This window comes from Campylobacter sp. CH186 (genome assembly GCF_004378925.1).
In the GTDB taxonomy this organism is placed as follows: Bacteria; Campylobacterota; Campylobacteria; order Campylobacterales; family Campylobacteraceae; genus Campylobacter_D; species Campylobacter_D jejuni.
In genome coordinates this window covers 154,675-176,007 of the sequence record NZ_RYYB01000001.1, presented here as the reverse complement: position 1 = coordinate 176,007, position 21,333 = coordinate 154,675, and the positions used below count along the sequence as shown (strand labels likewise).

The 21,333-nt window shown below is 30.0% G+C and carries 21 protein-coding genes; 15 read left to right on the top strand and 6 right to left on the bottom strand.

The features are described 5' to 3' along the window. Positions 1 to 9 precede the first annotated feature (9 nt). From ELQ09_RS00875 to ELQ09_RS00855, 5 genes are read left to right on the top strand one after another with little or no spacing between them, the layout of a single operon-like run. On the top strand, positions 10 to 1,329 hold the full coding sequence (locus ELQ09_RS00875; RefSeq protein ID WP_134263699.1) for an NCS2 family permease: 1,320 nt from the start codon (positions 10 to 12) through the stop codon (positions 1,327 to 1,329). 13 nt (positions 1,330 to 1,342) lie between these two features. After that, the gene (locus tag ELQ09_RS00870; RefSeq protein ID WP_070316849.1) at positions 1,343 to 1,786 is read left to right on the top strand and encodes a phosphoribosyltransferase; all 444 of its coding nucleotides are present in this window, start codon (positions 1,343 to 1,345) and stop codon (positions 1,784 to 1,786) included. A 44-nt stretch (positions 1,787 to 1,830) separates the two neighbouring features. Beyond that, a complete protein-coding gene (locus tag ELQ09_RS00865; protein ID WP_070316848.1) occupies positions 1,831 to 2,529 on the top strand; it encodes a VacJ family lipoprotein in 699 nt (232 codons plus the stop codon). 9 nt (positions 2,530 to 2,538) lie between these two features. Next, entirely contained in the window at positions 2,539 to 3,108 is a 570-nt protein-coding gene (locus tag ELQ09_RS00860; protein WP_002932914.1) for a phospholipid-binding protein MlaC, read from the top strand. Next, on the top strand, positions 3,108 to 5,582 hold the full coding sequence (locus ELQ09_RS00855) for an RND family transporter (protein ID WP_134224870.1): 2,475 nt from the start codon (positions 3,108 to 3,110) through the stop codon (positions 5,580 to 5,582). Before ELQ09_RS00860 ends, ELQ09_RS00855 begins: the two co-directional genes overlap by 1 nt. A gap of 30 nt (positions 5,583 to 5,612) precedes the next feature. Here ELQ09_RS00855 and rdgB read toward each other — a convergent pair whose 3' ends face one another. Further along, the gene (rdgB, locus tag ELQ09_RS00850) at positions 5,613 to 6,215 is read right to left on the bottom strand and encodes an RdgB/HAM1 family non-canonical purine NTP pyrophosphatase (RefSeq protein ID WP_002893956.1); all 603 of its coding nucleotides are present in this window, start codon (positions 6,213 to 6,215) and stop codon (positions 5,613 to 5,615) included. A gap of 165 nt (positions 6,216 to 6,380) precedes the next feature. Here rdgB and ELQ09_RS00845 point away from each other — a divergent pair, with 165 nt between their 5' ends. Further along, positions 6,381 to 7,682: an MFS transporter gene (locus tag ELQ09_RS00845; protein WP_134263698.1), complete on the top strand. Its 1,302-nt coding sequence runs from the start codon at positions 6,381 to 6,383 to the stop codon at positions 7,680 to 7,682. 2 nt (positions 7,683 to 7,684) lie between these two features. Here ELQ09_RS00845 and ELQ09_RS00840 read toward each other — a convergent pair whose 3' ends face one another. Continuing rightward, a complete protein-coding gene (locus ELQ09_RS00840; RefSeq protein ID WP_070316845.1) occupies positions 7,685 to 9,358 on the bottom strand; it encodes a 4Fe-4S dicluster domain-containing protein in 1,674 nt (557 codons plus the stop codon). 77 nt (positions 9,359 to 9,435) lie between these two features. Between ELQ09_RS00840 and selA the strand changes: the two genes are divergently transcribed. From selA to ELQ09_RS00820, 4 genes are read left to right on the top strand one after another with little or no spacing between them, the layout of a single operon-like run. Continuing rightward, a complete protein-coding gene (selA, locus tag ELQ09_RS00835) occupies positions 9,436 to 10,758 on the top strand; it encodes an L-seryl-tRNA(Sec) selenium transferase (RefSeq protein ID WP_070316844.1) in 1,323 nt (440 codons plus the stop codon). Beyond that, positions 10,755 to 12,560: a selenocysteine-specific translation elongation factor gene (gene selB / locus ELQ09_RS00830; protein WP_070316843.1), complete on the top strand. Its 1,806-nt coding sequence runs from the start codon at positions 10,755 to 10,757 to the stop codon at positions 12,558 to 12,560. The genes selA and selB overlap by 4 nt, the downstream gene beginning before the upstream one ends. Positions 12,561 to 12,608: 48 nt before the next feature. Continuing rightward, complete coding sequence (locus tag ELQ09_RS00825) at positions 12,609 to 13,319, top strand: DsbA family protein (protein ID WP_070316842.1); 711 nt, start codon at positions 12,609 to 12,611, stop codon at positions 13,317 to 13,319. Between the two features lie 5 nt (positions 13,320 to 13,324). Then, positions 13,325 to 13,855: a hypothetical protein gene (locus ELQ09_RS00820; RefSeq protein WP_070316841.1), complete on the top strand. Its 531-nt coding sequence runs from the start codon at positions 13,325 to 13,327 to the stop codon at positions 13,853 to 13,855. A gap of 44 nt (positions 13,856 to 13,899) precedes the next feature. Here ELQ09_RS00820 and fldA read toward each other — a convergent pair whose 3' ends face one another. The 3 genes from fldA to ELQ09_RS00805 are packed head-to-tail and all read right to left on the bottom strand — an operon-like array spanning position 13,900 to position 15,403. Beyond that, a complete protein-coding gene (gene fldA, locus ELQ09_RS00815) occupies positions 13,900 to 14,391 on the bottom strand; it encodes a flavodoxin FldA (RefSeq protein ID WP_002855629.1) in 492 nt (163 codons plus the stop codon). Beyond that, entirely contained in the window at positions 14,391 to 15,086 is a 696-nt protein-coding gene (locus ELQ09_RS00810; RefSeq protein WP_070316840.1) for a hypothetical protein, read from the bottom strand. The genes fldA and ELQ09_RS00810 overlap by 1 nt, the downstream gene beginning before the upstream one ends. 2 nt (positions 15,087 to 15,088) lie before the next feature. Further along, positions 15,089 to 15,403 (bottom strand): DUF2325 domain-containing protein, encoded by a 315-nt coding sequence (locus ELQ09_RS00805; RefSeq protein WP_002855637.1) that lies wholly within the window; start codon positions 15,401 to 15,403, stop codon positions 15,089 to 15,091. A gap of 170 nt (positions 15,404 to 15,573) precedes the next feature. On the opposite strand from ELQ09_RS00805, the gene ELQ09_RS00800 reads away from it, so the two are divergent. Both ELQ09_RS00800 and ELQ09_RS00795 read left to right on the top strand, forming a co-directional pair. Next, a complete protein-coding gene (locus ELQ09_RS00800; RefSeq protein ID WP_002936345.1) occupies positions 15,574 to 16,998 on the top strand; it encodes a catalase in 1,425 nt (474 codons plus the stop codon). Between the two features lie 56 nt (positions 16,999 to 17,054). Then, complete coding sequence (locus ELQ09_RS00795) at positions 17,055 to 17,525, top strand: Cj1386 family hemin-binding protein (protein ID WP_002855628.1); 471 nt, start codon at positions 17,055 to 17,057, stop codon at positions 17,523 to 17,525. Here the strand turns inward: ELQ09_RS00795 and ELQ09_RS00790 are convergent, their stop codons facing one another. Next, a complete protein-coding gene (locus tag ELQ09_RS00790; RefSeq protein ID WP_052777901.1) occupies positions 17,526 to 18,182 on the bottom strand; it encodes a transcriptional regulator in 657 nt (218 codons plus the stop codon). A gap of 167 nt (positions 18,183 to 18,349) precedes the next feature. On the opposite strand from ELQ09_RS00790, the gene ELQ09_RS00785 reads away from it, so the two are divergent. From ELQ09_RS00785 to ELQ09_RS00775, 3 genes are read left to right on the top strand one after another with little or no spacing between them, the layout of a single operon-like run. Next, entirely contained in the window at positions 18,350 to 18,712 is a 363-nt protein-coding gene (locus tag ELQ09_RS00785) for a RidA family protein (protein WP_002852401.1), read from the top strand. 3 nt (positions 18,713 to 18,715) lie between these two features. Further along, complete coding sequence (gene dcuC, locus ELQ09_RS00780; RefSeq protein WP_002855464.1) at positions 18,716 to 20,155, top strand: C4-dicarboxylate transporter DcuC; 1,440 nt, start codon at positions 18,716 to 18,718, stop codon at positions 20,153 to 20,155. Positions 20,156 to 20,167: 12 nt separating this feature from the next. Further along, positions 20,168 to 21,331, top strand: coding sequence for a PLP-dependent aspartate aminotransferase family protein (locus tag ELQ09_RS00775; RefSeq protein WP_052777902.1), 1,164 nt, complete (start codon positions 20,168 to 20,170; stop codon positions 21,329 to 21,331). Positions 21,332 to 21,333 lie beyond the last annotated feature (2 nt).

Genomic DNA, 21,333 nt, shown 5'->3' with positions numbered 1-21,333 from the left:
GGAGAAAAAATGGACTTTTTTAAACTCAAAGAAAACAATACGAGTTTTAAAACCGAAGTTATAGCAGGGCTTACTACTTTTTTGGCTATGGTTTACATTATCCCCGTAAATTCTAGCATAGTAGGAAATACAGGAATGCCCATAGAAGCTTTAATCACCGCAACAGCTTTAATCACCATAGTTGCAAGTGCTTTTAATGCTTTTTTTGCCAATACTCCTGTAGCTATGAGTGTAGGAATGGGTTTAAATGCTTATTTTACCTTTGCGGTTTGTTTAGGTCAAAACATAGCTTGGCAAAGTGCCTTAGGAGCTGTTTTTATTTCAAGTATTATTTTTCTCATACTTTCTTTTACGCATTTTCGCCTTTGGGTAATCCGCAATATCCCAAAAGATTTACGCCTTGCAATTTGTGCGGGTATAGGTTGTTTTATAGCTTTTTTAGGCTTAAGTCAAATGGGTGTGATCATGCATAATAAAGATACTTTAGTAAGCATAGGAAATTTCAAAAGCCCTCATGTGCTTTTTGGAATTTTCACTCTAGCTTTAATCATCTTTTTTTGGGCTATAAAACTTCGCGGAGCTTTTATTTTGGGGGTATTAGTAAGCTCTATTATCGCTTGGATTTTCCATTTAGACAATGCAAGTTTTCCTGTGCAAATCTTTTCTTTGCCAAATTTTAGCATGGAAAATGGCCTAGGAGCCATCTTTTTACAACTTGATATCAAAAGTGCCTTAAATATTACTATGATACCTATAATTCTTACTTTTTTTATCGCTCAACTTTTTGATAGTATAGGAACTATCACAGGTGTGGGTGAAAGAGGAAAGATTTTTGATGATCCAAAAAATGGAGAAAAAAAACTAAGCAAAACATTAATGGCAGATGCAACAGGATCGGCTTTAGGAGCTATGACAGGCACTTCTACAGTTACAGCTTTTGTAGAAAGCACTACAGGGGTTGAAAGCGGTGGAAGAACAGGACTTACAGCTTTAGTTGTAGCTATTTGTTTTGCTTTTACACTTTTTTTACTGCCACTTTTTAAAGCCATTCCTGCAAACGCAATATACCCCGTACTTGTAATGGTTGGAATTTTAATGTTTATGGAAGTTAAAAATATAGATTTTAAAGATAGTGCTATAGCTGTAGCAAGCTTTTTTACTATTATCATGATGCCTTTTACTTACTCCATCACCACAGGTTTTGCTTTTGGTTTTCTTTCTTATTTACTTGTAAGAATTTTTAAACGCGAATGGAATAAAATCAATCTTGGCATTATAGTTTTAAGTTTATTATCTTTGGGTAATTTTTTACTTATGACACTACAATAAATAAGGATATATAATGATATTTTACTCTTATGAAGAATTTAAAGAAGATGTAAAAATTCTTGCTAAAAAAATTAAAGAAGATTTTAACCCCGATGCACTTTTAGCTATAGCAAGAGGAGGGATGAGTTTAGGACACTCTTTAGCAGTGGCTTTAAAAACGCGTCAGCTTTTTGCTTTAAACTCAATTCATTACGATGATACGAAAAAACTTGATACTATTGAAATTTTTAACATTCCTGATTTAAGCAAGCACAAAAAAATTTTACTCATTGATGATATAGTAGATAGTGGAGAAAGTTTAACAGAAATAAAAAAAGTTTTGCTTGAAAAATTTCCTCATATCGAACTTAAAATTGCGACCATTTTTTACAAAAAAACCGCTCTTCTAGAGCCTGATTTCAAAGTAAAAGAAGCTACTGAATGGGTAGATTTTTACTGGGATATAAATCTTGATTAAAAATTTGCTATAATCTTACTTTTAAAATTTTTAGGAGTTTTTGCTTGAGAATAAAATTTATATCTTTTATTTTAATTTTTTTTACTATTTTTGCTTTTGCTAAAGAACAAAATTTAGATGATTTTGAACAAGAATACCAAAATCATCAAGTAAACGATCCACTTTCAGGATATAACAAAGCTATGACAAGCTTTAATGTGGCTTTGTATGATTATGGTCTTCGTCCCGTTCTTAAGGGCTATAACGCCATCACTCCTGAATTTATAAGATTAGGAGTAAGAAATTTCTTTGATAATTTACTTGCTCCTTTGCGTTTTGTAGGCAATGTTTTGCAGTTTAAATTTGAAGAAGCTGGAGAAGAATTTAAAAGATTTACCGCCAATACCATCATGGGTTTTGGTGGACTTATGGATGTGGCATCAAAAATGGGTCTTAAAAAACATCCCGCGGACTTAGGAACCGTTTTGGCTCACTGGGGTGTAGGAAGCGGTTTTCATATTGTCTTACCTATACTCGGCCCTAGTAATCTTAGAGACACTCTTACTTTACCTGCAACTTGGTATGCAAGTTTTACCGCTTACATTGATCCTACTTGGGCAAGTATAGCTATAAGTGCTTATGGATTTGGTAATGAACTTAGTTTTAGGCTTGATGAAATTGATGAAATTTATCACAACACGCCTAATTTATATCCATTCTTGCGTGATGCTTACGAGCAAAGACGCAATGAACTTAGCAAATAAAGGAAATTAATGAAAAAAATATTTTTAATCTTGACTTTATTTTTTAATGCTTTTGCCTTACAACTAGATGAAATTTCTAGCACTATGCAAAAAAACATTGATGCAAGCTTAAAACTTTTACAAGATAGTAAAGAAGATAAAAAACAAGCTGCTAATGGAATTTTTAAACTTTTTGATAGCATAATTGATTATAAACTCATGGCAAAACTGAGTCTTTCGAAAAATTATTCTAAATTAACCCCAAAAGAACAAGAAAAATTTACCACAGCCTTTGAAACAAGTCTTAAAAAAAGTTTTACCGATAAACTCAGTCTTTATAAAGATCAGGTTTTAAAGGTCAAAAATGGTGAGTTAAAAAATGAAAAACGCTATTTTTTAACCACTTCTATGGTAGTAGATGGGGAAGAAAAAAATATCATTTTCAAATTTTACAATGATAATAACAACTGGCTTATTTATGATGTAGATGTTTTAGGTGTGAGTATAGTACAAACTTATAGATCACAATTTGGAGATATTTTAGCCAACCAAGGCTTTGATGCCCTACTTCAAAAACTTGAAAGTATTGTCATAGAATAATGTTTGCAAAGCTTTTAAAGTTTTTTATTTCTCGTCCAAAAAGTACTTTTTTTGGAACGTTGTTTATATGCCTGTTTTTAAGCTTTTTTGCTTTTAAGCTTAGCGTAGATGCAAGTGCTGAAAGTTTACTTTTAGAAGATGATGCAGATTTAAAAACTTTTAGAGAAATTTCAAAACATTATAAAAGTGATAATTTTTTACTTTTAGCCTTCAAACCCTATGATGAAAAACCTTTTTCAAATGAAAATTTAGCCAAATTAAAAAAACTTCATGAAGAATTAGAAAAAGCCCCTTTAGTAGAACGCGTTTTTAGTATCATCAATGCCCCTTTGCTTCAAAGTTCGCAAAATACGGATTTAAAAGAACTTTTAAAAAATATCCCAAATATAGAAAGCCAAGATATAAACCGCACAAAAGCCCAAAATGAAATTTTAAATAGTCCCTTTTATAAAAATAATATCATCTCAAAAGATGGAAAAGTAACAGGGCTTATTATTTACTTAAAGCCTGATACAGTTTATAATAATCTTATAGAAAAACGCGATCTTGCTACCGATGAAAAAGAAAAAGATCAAATTCGTCTTGCCATAAAAGAACATCAAGACAAGCAAAAAGTTATCACGAAACAAAGTCTAGATACTATTAAAAGCATAGTTCGAAATTATGAAAAAAATAAAGATACGCTCTACCTTGGTGGCGTAAGCATGATCGCTGATGATATGATAGCTTATATAAAATCTGATCTTGTGCTTTATGGTGTTTCTCTTGTATTTTTACTAGGACTTGCACTTTATTATTTTTTCCGCTCATGGCGCTTTGTTTTTTTACCTCTTTTTATTTGTTTTATAAGCTTAAGTGCGGCTAGTGGAGTTTTTGCGCTTTTAAATTTTCAAATCACGGTTATTTCATCAAATTACGTTGCTTTGGTTTTAATTATCACCTTAAGTGTAGTTGTTCATTTGATCACGCATTTTATCGAAAGCACCCAAAATCATCCCAAAGCTAAAGTTGAGCGCATAGTGCTTGAAACCTTACTAGCCAAAGCAAATCCTAGCCTTTATGCCATTGTTACAACGATGATAGGATTTTTTTCTTTAATCCTATCAAATATCGAACCTATCATAAAACTTGGCATTATGATGAGTATAGGCATAGGTTTAGCTCTTATCTTTAGTTATTTGTTTTTAGCAAGTATCTTGATTCTTTTAAAACCAAAAAATTATCATAAAAAAGAGTTTAAATTTAATCTTTTAGCCTTTTGTGCCAAAACCGCTCTTGATCCTAAAAAGCGTCGCATGATTTATGGAATTTCAGTTCTTGCTATAATAATCTTAGCTTTAATAGGCATTTCAAAACTCAGAGTTGAAAATTCTTTTGTCAATTATTTCAAAGATGGTAGTGAAATCAAAAAAGGACTTTTGGTTATTGATAAAAATCTAGGTGGAACCTTGCCTTTAGAAGTGATCATTCGTTTTCCAAATAATAAAAACGATCAAAATACAAGTGATACCCTTGATAGTTTTGAAAGTGAATTTGAAAATTTAGCCACACAAGAAACTTATTGGTTTGACTCTAAAAAAACACGTATTGCAAAAAAAGTTCATGAATTTTTAGAAAACAAAGAATTTGTAGGCTCGGTTTTAAGTCTTAATAGTCTTTTAACCCTAGGGAAAAATATCAACGATGGAAAAGAGTTAGATGATTTTGCCCTTGCGTTTTTAAATGAGAATTTACCTGCTAAATTTAAACAAGACTTGCTTTCACCTTTTGTAAGCATAGAAAATAACGAGTTAAGATTTAGTATGCGTATTATTGATTCTGATCCGAATTTAAGACGTAATGAGTTTTTAATAGATCTTAAAAAACAGCTCAACGAGCTTGTAAAAAACGATGGAGTAGAAGTTCAAATCACAGGCATAATGGTGCTTTATAATAATATGCTCCAAAGTCTTTTTTCATCGCAATTTGATACTCTTATATTTGTAATTTTAGCTATTTTCATACTTTTTATCATTGTTTTTAGAGATTTAAAATTTTCAGTTGCGGCTATATTGGTAAATGTTATTCCTTTAAGTGTGGTTTTTGCTCTTATGGGACTTTTAGGTATTCCTTTGGATATGATGAGTATTACTATAGCTGCTATTGCTATAGGCATAGGCGTTGATGATGCTATACATTATATTTATCGTTTTAGGGAAGAAATTAAAAACAAAAGCCTAGAAGAAGCCATTATGATTTCTCACCTTAGTATAGGTTCGGCACTTTATTATACCACAATTAGCATAGTTTTAGGCTTTAGCGTGATGATGAGTAGCAATTTTATTCCAACAATTTATTTTGGAATTTTAACCGTTTTTGTAATGATTTTGCTTTTAAGTGGAAGTTTGTTCTTGTTACCAAGCTTTTTAATCACTATTTATTCTAAGAAAACCAAGTTTCCAAACCAACATAAAGAGCATATATTAAAACAATAATAGCTATATATTTTAAAAAATTTTTCATTTTTATCCTTTATTTAAAATCTTTAAAATGATTTTTGCAAGCTCTAAAGCTTTAAAACGATGAGAGATATTATTCTTCTCATCCACGCTAAGTTGGGCTAAGGTTTTATCAAAACCCTTTGGAATAAAAAGGCTATCATAACCAAAACCATTTTCACCTTTTTCTGTATCTATTACTTTTCCATGCATGGTTCCATGCGTACTAAATTCCCCCATCAAACCTACCATAGCAATAGCAGCAACATAATATGCCTTACTTTGTTTAAAACCTTTTTTTACCATTTCATTGACAAGTTTATCACGGTTACTTTTATCATCACCTTGACCACTAAATCGAGCAGAATAAATTCCTGGATTTCCTTCTAAAACATCTACACAAATGCCACTATCATCACTTAAAGCGATAAAATCTTTTTTTTGCTTTTCATCCAAAGCATTAAAAACCGCTCTTGCTTTAATCAAGGCGTTTTCTTTAAAAGTTTTTCCATTTTCTTCAATCTCAAAAGGCATTAAAACTTCATCAAAGGCATGAATTTCAAAATCTTTCAAAATTTCTTTAAGTTCTAAAACCTTATGCTTATTGCTCGTAGCTAGGATAATCTTCATAACAAAAGCTCCAAAATAATATCAAAACAAAAATATGATTTTATAAAATTTATCCTTGTGCATAGCTTTTAAATATCAAATGATAAAACGATGTTAATCAATGCTTAATCCATTTCATAGTAAAATTATCCTAATTTAAATTTCAAATTTAATAGGAAATTGATAATGCTAAATAATGTCTTACCCTTATCTTTCATAGTTGGAACAAGATTTTTTGGGCTTTTTATAGTTTTGCCAGTTTTAAGTCTTTATGCTTTAAAACTTGAAGGTGCTAATGAATTTTTAGTCGGACTTTTAGTAGGTGTTTATGCCTTAACTCAAATGATTTTACAGATGCCTTTTGGAATTTTAAGTGATAAAATTGGTCGTAAAAAAACCATGCTCATTGGACTGATTATTTTTATAATAGGCTCTTTAATCTGCTCTTTTGCAGAAAATATTTACACCATGCTTTTAGGAAGAATGCTTCAAGGCGCAGGAGCTATTGGAGCAGTAGCTACGGCTATGATAAGCGATTTTATTACAGAAGAAAATCGCGGTAAAGCCATGGCGGTTATGGGCTCTTTTATAGGACTTAGTTTTGCAGCTTCTATGGTGATCTCTCCTTTAATGAGTGCAAAATGGGGTTTATCTAGCCTTTTTGATCTTAGTGCGGCTTTGTCTCTTTTATGTATAATTTTACTTTATACCGTTGTACCTAAAGAAAACAAAATCACTCATGAAAATGAAAAAACTCCTTTTTTTCATCTTATTAAACAAAAAAATTTAGCCCTTATGAATCTTACTAGTTTCATGCAAAAAATGCTTATGAGTATAGCATTTTTAAGCATTCCTATCATTCTAGTAAAACATTTAGGTTTTGCTTCTGATAAACTTTGGATTGTTTATAGCGCTTCTATGGTAGCAGGTTTTATCGCTATGGGCTTTGCTGGAAGTTTAGGCGAAAAAAGAGGTTTAGCTAAACAAATTTTACTCTTAGGAATTGTTTTTTTCATACTTTCTTATCTTTTTTTTGCTTTTAGTAATTCTATAGATTTTTTTATCATAGCAGTTGTGATTTTTTTTATAGGTTTTAATTTACACGAACCTATTATGCAAAGTTGTGCATCAAAATTTTGTAAAGTTCATGAAAAAGGTGCAGCATTAGGGTTGTTTAATGCTTTTGGATATGGTGGAAGTTTTATAGGTGGTATTATCGGAGGGATATTTTTACATCTAGATGCCTTAAATCTTTTGGCTATTATTTTAGTAATTTTAGCTCTAATTTGGCTTGTGGCATTATTTTTCTTAAAAAATCCAGCTGATTTTAAAAACCTTTATCTACCTTTAGAAACGCCTTTAAATTTCAGTACTTTTAGTGAAAATTTAGGGGTTGTAGATATTTATAAAAACTCTAAAAATCTTGTTGTTAAATTTGATAGCAAACTTACAAATAAAGAAGAATTAGAAGGCAAAATTAAGATCTAAATCTAATTTTGCCCCGCAAAACCCATTGCTTTTATCATCACTTTTGCCTTGCAATCTGCACAGCAATAAAGTGTTTTGATTTTATTCTCATCATTACCAAATTTAGGCTTCATTAAATTGGCTATTTTTTCTACAGCTTTTTTGGTGGCAAATTCTTTACCACATTCTATACAGGCAAAAAGCTCATCTTTTGCCATGGTTTGATATTCAAAATAAGAAGCTCTAAACTCCATTCCACTACGAAATAATTTTAAAGTATCTTTTTCGGCACAACTTAACTCACAATACCCACAAGTCGTACAAAGAGAAGCATTAAATTTCAAAGCATTTTCTTGTTTATCAGCGATTAAAGCTCCTACATTACAGGCACCCACGCAAGAAAGACAAAGCGTACAGGTGTTAGGATTGATTTTTACCTTACCATAACGCAACCATTCGCCACTTTCTATACTGCCAAAATCTTCATTTTTTATCATTTCTTGCATTCTTTTGGCAAAATTTTCTCTTGTAGTTAAGGTGTTATTATGAAAATCATATTTTAAATCTTGTATGAATTCTTGCTCTTTTAAAACATTTTGCAATTCTTTTTCATCTTTAGCAACAAAAATAGCTTTTTTTTGAAATTTTCTCTCAAAAAAAGTATTTAAAAGTACAATAGCCTCGTTACTACCACGAGATACAAAATCTGTATAAAAAACTAAATTTGCTCCACTATTTTGCAAAAGCGTTAAAAAATGCATAGAAGAAAGCCATTTTTCACCCTCTATCATAAAGGGTAAAACATCTTTTGGTAAAGCAAGATTTAAATTTTCTAAAGACATTTTTTTAGGAATGATTAAAATTTTTTTATCTTTATAAAACTCACAAAGGGTAAAAAAACTTTCTCTTGGCATAGGAGCATAATCAAGCGATCCACTAGGACACACACTAATACATCCTCCACAACCCAAACAATCCACTTGAGAAAATTCCAAATGTTTGTTTTCATCATCTTTTAAAATCGCCACAGTAGGACAAATTTCAGCACATTTTGCACAATGCTCACTGCGTCTTTCGTGGTATTGGCACACACTAGCATTATAGCTAATATAAGTTTTATAATGATATTTTGGACTTTTGCTTTGTAAAAACTCAAGCAATACTTCAAGATTTTCAAAATTTAAAAGATTATAACATCCACTTTGTCTTGTAAAATCTTTACGCACAACGCTTAAATCCTCAGCTTTAAAAAGTAAAAAATCAAAATCTATTTCCACTTCTTCGCCTTGATTTTTAACCACAGCACAAAGCTCCCCTACACTTCCAAAAACAGCTAAAATTTCTGCACTACTTAAAGCAATAACCTTAAATCCATGTTCTTTTAAAAACTCTACGGTTTGAGTATCGCTATCTACTAAAATCAAACGATTTTGCACTTCTTTGCTTTGTTCTAAATCAAGCCCCAAATCATAAACGCTAGCTCTTGCTTCATAAAGCGTTAAAACATTTTTACTTTGCTCTAAAATTTCATCTTGAGAATTTTTAAGATAAAAATTAATCTCAGGGGCATAAATTTGTGCTTTTTGATTTTTATCATTGCAAACTAATGCTTCTTTATCATTTGCCTGATCTAAAATTTCAATAGCATCGGGCAAAGGGATTAAAACATCATTTTTTATATAAACAAAATCTTGCATTGTCTTCCTTAATCTCTTTAAAACATCATTTTATAAATTCTATGTTAAAATAACCAAATATTTTCTTAAGGCTTAAGATGAACAAATTTAGAACTTTTCCACAAATTAACACTCTTATTGAAGATGAGAGTTTAATATCCTATCCTTTTTATATCAAAGCATTTTTTTGTAAAAAAGTTGTCGCAAAACTAAAAGAAAATTTTTCCCAAGATGAAATTTCTAAAGATAAACTACTTTTAGAAATCAAAAAAGAAATCAAAACTTTTTATCGCAAAGATTTACAAAGTGTGATTAATGCAAGCGGAGTGGTTATACACACAAACCTTGGCAGAAGTGTAATCCATGAAGAACTTTATGAAGCGTGTAAAGATATAATTTGTAATTATTCTAATGTAGAGTTTGATTTAGAAAATGGAAAAAGAGGCTCTCGCTATGCTTTGGTACTAGAAAAACTTAAAATGCTTTTTGAATGTGAAGATGCTTTAGTGGTCAATAACAACGCTGCAGCAGTTTTTTTAGTACTTAATTCTCTTTGTTATGATAAAGAAGTCATAAGCTCAAGAGGAGAACTTGTAGAAATTGGCGGAAGTTTTCGTGTGCCTGAAGTGATAAAAGCTGCAGGTGTAAAGCTTTGCGAAGTTGGAACTAGTAACAAAACACACTTAAAAGACTATGAACAAGCCATCAGTGAAAATACCGCTCTAATTTTAAAAACCCATAAGTCTAATTTCGCTCTTATGGGTTTTCACAGTGAAGTAAATATAAAAGATCTACATGAACTAGCAAAAGAAAAAGGGCTTTTGAGTTATTATGATCTAGGTTCTGGTTGGTGTGAAAATTTAAATGAAAAGCTGATTAAAAATGAACCTAAAATCAGAAAACTCGTGCAAGAATGCGATATTTTAAGTTTTAGCGGAGATAAACTTTTTGGCAGCGTACAAGCGGGCATTATACTTGGAAAAAAAGAACTCATAGAAAAACTTAAACAAAATCAACTTTTAAGAATGCTAAGAGTGGATAAATTAACCCTATCTTTTTTAAACGAAAGCTTAAAAGCTTATTTACAAAAAGATTATGAAAAAATTATTACCTTAAAACTTTTAAATGATGACTTATCCTTTATAGAGAAAAAAGCTTTAAGAGTGCAAAAAGAATTAAAATTTCAAACCCAACTTAAAAAAAGCAAAAGTTTAGTAGGAGGAGGTTCTATGCCTGATAAAAGTTTAGATACTTATATACTAACTTTTCAAGGAGATGCTTTAAAACTACAAACTCGATTTAGAAAAGAAAATATCATAGGACGCATTGAAAATGATGAATTTGTTCTTGATTTTAGAACTATACGAGAAAATGAACTTCAAAAACTTATTCTTACAATCAATCAAATGGAAAACTTATGAAATCTGTTATTATAGGAACCGCAGGACATATTGATCATGGAAAAACTTCACTCATTAAAGCTTTAAATGGTTTTGAAGGCGATAGTTTAAAAGAAGAACAAGAAAGACAAATCACCATTAATTTAAGTTTTTCAAATCTTAAATTAAAAGATAAAAACATTTCTTTTATCGATGTTCCAGGGCATAAAGATTTGGTTAAAACTATGGTAAGTGGAGCTTTTGGCTTTAGTGTTTGTTTATTTGTCGTAGATATTAACAAGGGTTTAAAAGAACAAAGTTTAGAACATTTAGAAATTTTAAAAATTCTTGATATTAAAAATATCATTTTAGTACTTAGCAAATGCGATCTTTGTGAAAATATAGAGCAAAAAAGTGTAGAAATTTTAGAAGAGTTAAAAAATTTAGATTATCCCATTTTAAAAGTATTTCACACCAGTATAAAAAATAATCAAGGCATAGAAGAATTAAAAAATTATCTTTATACCATAGAAAACAAAGAAAACGATGAAGAACTGATTTTTCATTATTATATCGATAGAGTTTTTTCTCTAAAAGGCATAGGAACTGTCGTTACAGGCAGTCTTAATGAAGGAAGCATCACTTTAAATGAAAAAATCATCTGTTTAGACACTCAAAAAGAACTCATTGTTAAAAATATACAAAACCACGATACTAATCTAGAACAAATCAAAGCTTGTAACCGTGTGGCTTTGAGTTTAAATTGTGATTATAAAGAGTTGAAAAAAGGTTATTTACTAAGTAAAAAAGGTTATTTTAAAGCCTTTAAAGAATGCGATGCTTTAGTTAGAGCAAAAAATTTACAAAATAGCAAAATGATTTTTTGTGTGGGTTCAAGACAAATAGAATGCAAAATAAATATATTAAAAAAACTAGAAAATGATGAATTTTTTGTACATTTTAGTTTTGATAAAAATGTATTTTTAAGTTTTGATGAGGCTTTTATTTTATTGCAAAACAATCGTGTTATAGGCGGTGGTAAGGTTTTAAATCCTTTAAGTGAACCTTTAAAAAAAGAACAAAAAAATAAATTTTTAATGTTTTTGAAAAATAAAGATTTTAAAGCGGCTTTTTCTTTCTTAAAAGACGCACATAAATATGGTTTTGGTTTGCTTTCAAGCTATCAAAGATTTAAACTCTCTCATCAAAAAGCATTGAAATTAGCAAAAAAATTAAATCAAGTATTTGTTGATGAAAAAAATCTTAATGTATATCATTTACAAAGTCTAGAAGAAATTAAAAATTTCATCAAATTCATACTTGAAAAAAATCCTTATGCCATGCTTTCAGCACATTCTTTAGCTTTAAGGATTACTTGGGCAAGTGAAAATTTTTGCGAACTCGGGCTTAAAGAGATGTCAAATTTATTGGATTTTCAAAATGGAATTTATTTTAAAAAAGGCATAGATTTTGAAAAACTTCAAGAAAAAAATAATAATCAATTATATGAAATTTTAAAAAAACAAGGTATTAAACCCGAAGCTCCTTATAATCTTTATGATTTTTTAGAACTTGACAGAAAAAGCGGAGATAATATACTCAAAAAACTTACCCAAAAAGGTTTGGTTGTAAGACTTTCACACAATCTTTTTATAGAAAAACAAGCTCTTGAAAAACTTATGCAAGAATGTTTAAATTTATTAAAAAATCAAAGTCTTGATGTGCAAAGTATGAAAGAATATTTTAATCTTTCAAGAAAATATGCTATTGCTTATTTAGAATACTTAGACAAATTTCCTCAAGTAAGCAAAGAAGCTGAAAAAAGATTTTTAACAAGCATTTAGAAAATCATTATAGAATTAAACATAATTTATTTAAAGGATTTATAAACTATGAAAAAATTAAGTTTAATTCTTGCCTGTTCAGCATCTTTGTTTGCTGCAAGTAATTCAGAAATTAGTGATTTTTATTCAAAAAGCATTAAAGCACAATTTCCAAATGCTACCGTTAGTGTATCAAATCGTCAAAAGGTTGGTAATACGGGTTTTGAAAGTGTTATTGTAAGCGTTGAATTAAATGGACAAAAACAAGAAAACATTCTTTTTACAAAAGATAGTCTTATTACCCCTGATCTTATCGACTTGAAAACGGGAATTTCTTATGCTCAAGAATATGAAATGAAAAAATTTCAAGAAGCAAGAGAAAATTTTACAAAAAATGCTAAAGCTGTAGCACAAAAAGAAACCATGGTAATAGCTTTGGGAGATAAAAATAAACCTGCAATTTATGTTTTTTCAGATCCTGAATGCCCTTATTGTAGAGAACTTTTAGCTCAAATTGATGATGAACTTAAAAACTATCAAGTTAATTATATTTTAACTCCGGTACATGGAAAATCTGCTTTTGAAAAATCCGCTCTAATCTACAAAGAAGCAAAAAAAGCAAAAAATGATAAAGAAAAAATCGCAATTTTAAACAAATACTATGATGCAAATATCAAAAATTATCCAAAAGTAAGTGATGCAGAATTAAAAGAAGTTTTTTCCTTATATGAAAAATATCGCTCATTAGGTCTTAGCGCTACTCCAACTATTATTAAATAAACCTAATGTCTAAATTTGCTTTAATTTTAAGCTTTTTTATAGCACTCTTTATGAGTGCTTGCACCGATGCAACTTTCATACAAAGCTTTATTCAAACAAGCAATGAAGGCATTTTTATCAGATCACAAAAACAACAAAGTTTTAAAATTTCCTTTCAAAATCCTAGTCAACTTCAAACTACTTTGGATAGAGATTTGGCTTTAAAACTTAAAAATTTAGGCTTAAAAGAAGTAAAAGAGAATGCAGATTATGAAATTTTAATCAATCTTGTAGATATGAAAAAGCATTCTTATGCTCAAAAAATCACAACTTCAGCAAGATTTTTTTATGATTTTGATCCTTTGGAAAGTGATGGAGAATGGATGGTAGAAAACTACTATACTATGCAAGTTAATTTACAAATCAACTCTAAAAATCACAATTCTCAAAAAACAAGTCTTCTTGCAAGAACAGCTTATCTTGGAAACAAAGAACGCTGTCAATTATCTTTAGAAAATAAAATTATAAATCAAATAGTGAGTTTTTTTTATTTTTAAGAAAAGACAATCAAGAGTATAAAAACTCTTGATTTTAAGAATTATTAAGCAAAATAAGGTTTGATTTGTTCTACCCAAGCATCAATTCTTGATTCAGTTTGATCTTCTTGATTATCATTGTCAAGAGCAAGTCCAACAAATTTACCATCTACAACCGCATCGCTTGCTTCAAATGTATAACCATCAGTTGAAACTTCTCCTACCAAATTTGCACCTGCATCTTTTAAATTTTGAGCTAATTTACCCATGCCACCACAAAAAGTGTCAGAATAACTTTCACTATCACCCATACCAAATACAGCTACAGTTTTTCCACCAAGACTAAGCCCTGAAAAATCAAAACCATCCCAATCATCTTGCAAATCACCACTTCCCCAAGTTGAAGTTCCACAAATTAATTTATCGTAAGAATTCATTTTAGCTGCATCAATATCTGAGATATTAAAAACATCGCTAATTCCAAGTTTTGAAGCAATTGTATTAGCCGCTCCTTCTGTATTTCCCATAGCACTACCATAGATTACTGCTACTGACATTATTTTCTCCTTATAATTTGATTTGATATTTTATACGGAACTAATTTTAACATAGTTTTGTTTAAATCATACAAAAAATGTTTTATTTCAATAAAATGTGTGAAATGTTTGTTACGCGGACAAACAATATAAAATTTTTCAAAATTGTTTTCTTTTATTAAATTCAATAATCCATGAATTTCATTTTTAATTTTTAAATTATGTGTATTAATCTCTTTGCAAAGTGGCAAAATTGCAAATTTCTTATCTATTATAATAAGATCACCATCTTGATCGATATTTTTTCCATTATTTTGAAAAGAAACCTTATCATAAACATAAGAGCTAAATAAAATTTGTGCATCAAAACAAATGCCATAAAGATAAATTCTTAAAAGTCTTAAAAGATCGATATTCTTAGATATTTTAGTATTAAAAATTAAGCTTTTTCTTTTTTGAAAGTAAAAAGCGTATGCATTAAGCTTGATATTTATATTTTGAATCTTACCAAATGAAACATGCATTATATCATGTAAAAAATTTCCAAATATCATTTTTAAACTCTTGGTATTTTTTGCATATAAAAGAGGAATTTTTAGAGCGCTATCAACGCTCGCATTATATTGAGTTAAAAAAGTCAACATAAGCTCTTGATTGTTTAAATAGCGATAAATTTGCGGTATAAATTCTTGCTTATCATCAAATCCAAATAACATCTTTAACCTTTATAGCAAGAAAATTCTTTATTAAGATTAAAAATTTTACAATATTCACAATACACACAACTTACACTTCTTTTTGCACAAACTAATGGAATTTTACGCTTTTTAGCTTCATTTTTGATTTTTTTCATAGTATTATGATTTAAAAAGCTTGTTAACATTACTATACATTCTGTATCACAAGGAATCGGCTTGCGATTAACTCTATTTTCATTACGCGCATCCCAGTGTTCTATTTTTTTAGCACCTAAATCATGTAAAACAGCTCTAATAGGAGTGATTTCATCTGCACCAATAACCAAAACTGACATAAATTCTCCTTTGTGATTTTTAAAATATATTTTGATAATTATTATTATAATATAAAAAAACTAAATTTATTTTGAAATTTATTATCAATAAAATGCAATTATTCAGTTAATTTTAATTTTTAATAGATATAATTTGCTAATTAATAAAATTTATTATTTAGGAGAAAACAATGAAAAAATTGACTAACGATTTTGGAAACATTATAGCCGATAACCAAAATTCATTAAGCGCAGGCGCAAAAGGACCTTTACTTATGCAAGATTATCTTTTGCTTGAAAAACTTGCTCATCAAAATAGAGAAAGAATTCCAGAAAGAACCGTTCATGCTAAGGGAAGTGGAGCTTATGGCGAAATAAAAATTACAGCAGACTTAAGTGCTTATACCAAAGCTAAAATTTTTCAAAAAGGCGAAGTTACTCCATTATTTTTACGCTTTTCAACAGTAGCAGGTGAAGCAGGTGCAGCAGATGCTGAACGCGATGTGAGAGGTTTTGCTATTAAATTTTACACCAAAGAAGGAAACTGGGATTTAGTAGGAAATAATACTCCAACTTTTTTTATCCGTGATGCTTATAAATTCCCTGATTTTATCCATACTCAAAAAAGAGATCCAAGAACACATTTAAGAAGCAATAATGCTGCTTGGGATTTTTGGAGTTTATGTCCTGAAAGCTTACATCAAGTAACCATTCTTATGAGTGATAGAGGAATTCCTGCAAGTTATCGTCATATGCATGGATTTGGAAGCCATACTTATAGTTTTATTAATGATAAAAATGAAAGATTTTGGGTGAAATTCCATTTTAAAACCCAACAAGGGATTAAAAATCTTACCAACCAAGAAGCTGCCGAGCTTATAGCAAAAGATAGAGAAAGTCATCAAAGAGATCTCTATAATGCTATAGAAAATAAAGATTTTCCAAAATGGAAAGTTCAAGTTCAAATTCTTGCTGAAAAAGATATAGAAAAACTTGGATTTAATCCTTTTGATTTAACAAAAATTTGGCCTCATAGTCTTGTGCCTTTGATGGATATAGGCGAAATGATTCTAAACAAAAATCCTCAAAATTATTTTAATGAAGTTGAACAAGCTGCCTTTAGTCCAAGCAATATCGTTCCTGGAATTGGCTTTAGCCCTGATAAAATGTTGCAAGCTAGAATTTTTTCATATCCTGATGCACAAAGATATAGAATAGGAACTAATTATCATCTTTTGCCCGTAAATCGTGCAAAAAGCGAAGTGAATACTTACAATGTCGCTGGTGCTATGAATTTTGATAGTTATAAAAATGATGCAGCTTATTATGAACCAAACAGCTATGATAATAGCCCAAAAGAAGACAAAAGCTATCTTGAACCTGATTTAGTCTTAGAAGGCGTAGCACAAAGATATGCTCCACTAGATAATGACTTTTATACTCAACCAAGAGCTTTATTTAATCTTATGAATGATGATCAAAAAACTCAACTTTTTCATAATATTGCCGCTTCTATGGAGGGAGTTGATGAAAAAATTATCACTAGAGCTTTAGAACATTTTGAAAAAATTTCACCTGATTATGCAAAAGGAATTAAAAAAGCTTTAGAAAAATAATTTTTACTTGCCACTTTTGGTGGCAAACTAAAGATTATAATAATTAAGGAAAAACAATGACAACTCTTAGTTTAGAAGAAGAAAAAAGATTTGAAGAGCTTTGTAAAATGGCTTTTAATTTTGCAAGAAATAATGAATATGAAAATCTTAAAATCATGATAGAAGCAGGTTTAAATGTAAATTTAAAAACTCATAAAGGCGATAGCTTGCTTATGCTTGCAGCTTATAATAATTCTTATGAAAGCGCTAAAATGCTTTTAGAAAAAGGTGCAAAAGTAGATGAAAAAAACGATCGTGGACAAACCCCATTAGCGGGAGTTTGTTTTAAAGGATACTTACCTATGTGTGAACTTTTAGTTAAATATGGAGCAAATATTGACGAAAACAATGGTTTAGGAATGACACCTTATACTTTTGCTATTATGTTTGGACGCAAAGATGTGGCAGAATTTTTACTCAAAAAATCTAAAAATAATTTTTTAAAGAAAATGAGCCTAAAAATACTAAAATTTATCAAAAAATTTTAGTTATTTTTTAAATTTCTTCAGATACCTATAAACACTAGGTTCTGAAATTTTTAAAAATTTTGCTACGATAGGAACCGCTCCTTTTATATTAAAAATACCTTTTTCATATAGCTTTTCAGCAATTTCTTCTTTTTGAGTAATACTTAATTGATAATCAGAATTTAAATAACTAGAATCTACACTTTGAACTAAAATATCCTCTATCGAGTGACTTAATGTTTCTATGCTTGAATCATTTTGAGAAAAACTAATATTTCCTAAAATATCACCCATATCTCCAATTTTTTCTAAATCAATCATCTTGCATATTAAATCTCTCATAATGCTAGTATCATGATTGATACACAAAATACCTACTAATTTATCATGATTTTTAATAAAAAAAGTAGATCCTCTAATTAATTTTGATTTTCCAACAAGAGCCTTATAATCACATAAAAAATCTTTTTCTAAATATTTTTTATTTTGTATAAGCTCACTTGCAAAAGCAGTCAAGGGAGAATCTAAACTTCTCCCACTAATGTGACTGTTAGCAATTGCTGCAATATAGGCCCCATCTTCAGTAATTACATGAAAAACTATCTCATATTGCTCACCTAAAACTTCTCCTAAAAAATATGTCAACTTTATAAATTGTTGTTTTTGTCCCTCATCCATAAAACTGCCTTCAATAAAAAATTAATACGATATTAAATTCTACTCTTTATACTTTAAAACATTTCTTAAAAATAAAATTTTATTATTATGATAATAAACTATTGACAAATTATTATTGTAGTGATAAAATGCATTCTGTTTAATCTATATTTAACAAAGGAGAATTCATGTCAAACTATCCAAAGGCCATTGGTCCATACTCAGCTTACAGAGAAGTAAATGGACTTTTATTTATATCAGGACAACTTCCTATCAACCCTGCTTCAGGAGAAATAGAAAGCTCTGATATCAAAGAACAAACCAAACAATCTTTAAAAAATATCGGTGCTATCTTGGAAGAAAATGGTATCAGTTATGATAAAGTGATTAAAACCACTTGCTTTTTAGCTGATATTAATGATTTTGTAGCATTTAATGAAATTTATGCTGAATTTTTTAAAGCTCCTTATCCAGCAAGAAGTGCTTTTGCAGTAAAAGATCTGCCAAAAAAAGCTAAAGTAGAGATAGAGATCATCGCTCAAAAAGGATAAAACATGCTAGGTATTGTTTTTTCTTTATTTAGTGTTTTTTTACTTGTTTTTATGCTTTATAAAAAAATCAATGCTCACATGGCATTGCTTTTAAGTGGTTTACTTTTACTTTCCTTAGCTGCTATTTTTGGACTTTCTCCACACATTGTCGCTAAAGGTTCTTTAAATTTAGGTTTTTTTGATATTTTTCAAGTTTTCAATCAAACCATGTCAAGTACATTAGCAGGGCTTGGACTTACACTTATGACTATAGCAGGTTTTTCTGCTTATATGGATCATGTAGGGGCTTCTTATGCACTTTTTAAAGTTTTTGAAAAACCTTTAAAAGCCGTAAAATCTCCTTATGTTTTACTCATAGTTGCTTATTTTATCGTGCAATTTTTAGTTCTTTTCATCCCTTCTCACGCAGGCTTGGCACTTTTACTTATGGTTACTATGTATCCTATACTTGTACGCTCTGGTGTTTCAAAACTTTCTGCCTTAAGTGTGATTGCGATTTGTCAATATATCGATCATGGACCTGGAAGTGGAAATGTGATCATGGCGTCAAAAGTAGCTGAAGTTGATCCTGCAATTTATTTTGTTCATTATCAACTCCCTACAACCTTGCCTATCATTATAGCTGTAGGTATTGCGATATATCTTTGCAATAAATTTTTTGATAAAAAAGATAATTTTGTCTTCAATGCACAAGAAATTGAAAAAGAACTAAATGAAAATGAAGGTAAAGAAAAAGAACTTAAAAAGCCTCCTAGAATTTATGCGATTTTACCTATAATTCCTTTGGTTTTAATCCTGGGATTTAGTTCCGTGCTTGATAGCATCTTAGTTTTAATGGGAATAAGTAGTGCTGAAGAAGTTAAAGCAGCTGCTAGCACTGCCATTAAAATGAATGTTCCAGTAGCAATGGTGATTTCAACTTTTGTGGCTATTATTTTTGAAATGATACGCTATAAAAGTATAGTAGAAACTCTTAATTCTATTATGATTTTCTTTAAAGGAATGGGACATTTATTTGTTATCACAGTTTCACTCATCGTTTGTGGTCAAGTATTTGCAAGCGGTCTTTTATCTGTAGGTTTTGTAGATACTTTAATAGAATTTTGCAAAAATGCAGGATTTGGAGTTTTGGCTATTATTATCGCCGTTTCAATCTTGCTTGCAGTTTGTGCTTTCTTAATGGGTTCAGGAAATGCGGCATTTTTTAGCTTTGCTCCACTTATCCCAAATATAGCAAAACACTTTGGAGTTGAAACTATCACCATGATAGCACCAATTCAAATTATGACAGGCTTTGGAAGATGTGTTAGTCCTATTGCACCAGCGATTTTAGCTATCTCAGCTATTGCAAAAGTAAGTCCTTTTGCCGTGGTTAAAAGAACAGCTATTCCTATGCTTGTAGCGGCTATTGTAAATGTTATTATGACTTATATCTATCTTTAAAAAGGAGAAAAAATGAACTCAAAAACTAAACTTATTCATTGTGGCAGAGGCGATCAAAGTGCTGAAGTAAGATCAGTTAATCCTACACTTATGCGTGCATCAACCATACTTTTTAAAGATCACGCAACTTGGCAAAAATACAGAGAATTAAGAAAAACAGATCGTGTTTTAAGCTATGGGGCTAGAGGAACAACAATCAATTTTGAACTTGAAAAACTTATTTGCACTCTAGAGGGTGGCTATAGAGCACAACTTTTCCCAACAGGACTTGCAGCATTAGCTATGGTACTTTTAAATTATGCAAGCAAAGATGCACATTTTTTAATCACCGATGCAATTTATGGGCCTGTAAGAACGATTTGCGAATTATTTTTAGACAAAATGGGAGTTGAAATTGATTTTTTAAAAGCTGATGCAAGTGATGTAGAAGAAAAAATCAAACCTAATACCAAGCTTATCCTATGTGAAAGTCCAGGTTCTATACTTTATGAAATCATAGATTTACCAAAACTTTGCAAAATTGCCCATGCGCATAATATCCCTGTAGCTATTGACAATACTTATTCTAGTGGATATTTTCTAAATCCTTTAGAACTTGGAGTGGATATTTCAGTTATCGCCGCTACAAAATATCTTAGCGGACACTCTGATGTAACCATGGGTATAGTAGTAATCAACGAAAAAGAATGGAAAAATTTTGACAAACTTCCAGAAGCTTTAGGCTTTACAACAAGTCCTGATGATGCTTACTTAGTACTTCGTGGTATGAGAACACTAGATGTAAGAATGAAAGCCCATGAAAAAAGTGCTGATGAAATTGTAGAGTTTTTACAAAGCAGAAAAGAAATTAAAACAATTTTCTATCCAAAACTCAAATCCCACCCAAATCATGAAATTTTCATGCGTGATCATAAAGGTGCAAATGGTATGATTACCATAGAATTTGCAAAAGGTTATAGCAAAGATGATGCTATTAAATTTGTAGATAAACTAGAATACTTTTCAATTGGCGCTAGCTGGGGTGGATATGAAAGCTTAGCCACCGTAACTACTCCACCTAGAACTGCAACAGATTGGAGTGCAAGAGGACCATTTGTAAGATTTCATATAGGTCTTGAAGATACTAAAGATTTAATTGCTGATTTAACACAAGCTTTTGATAGTATTAAAAAATAAGG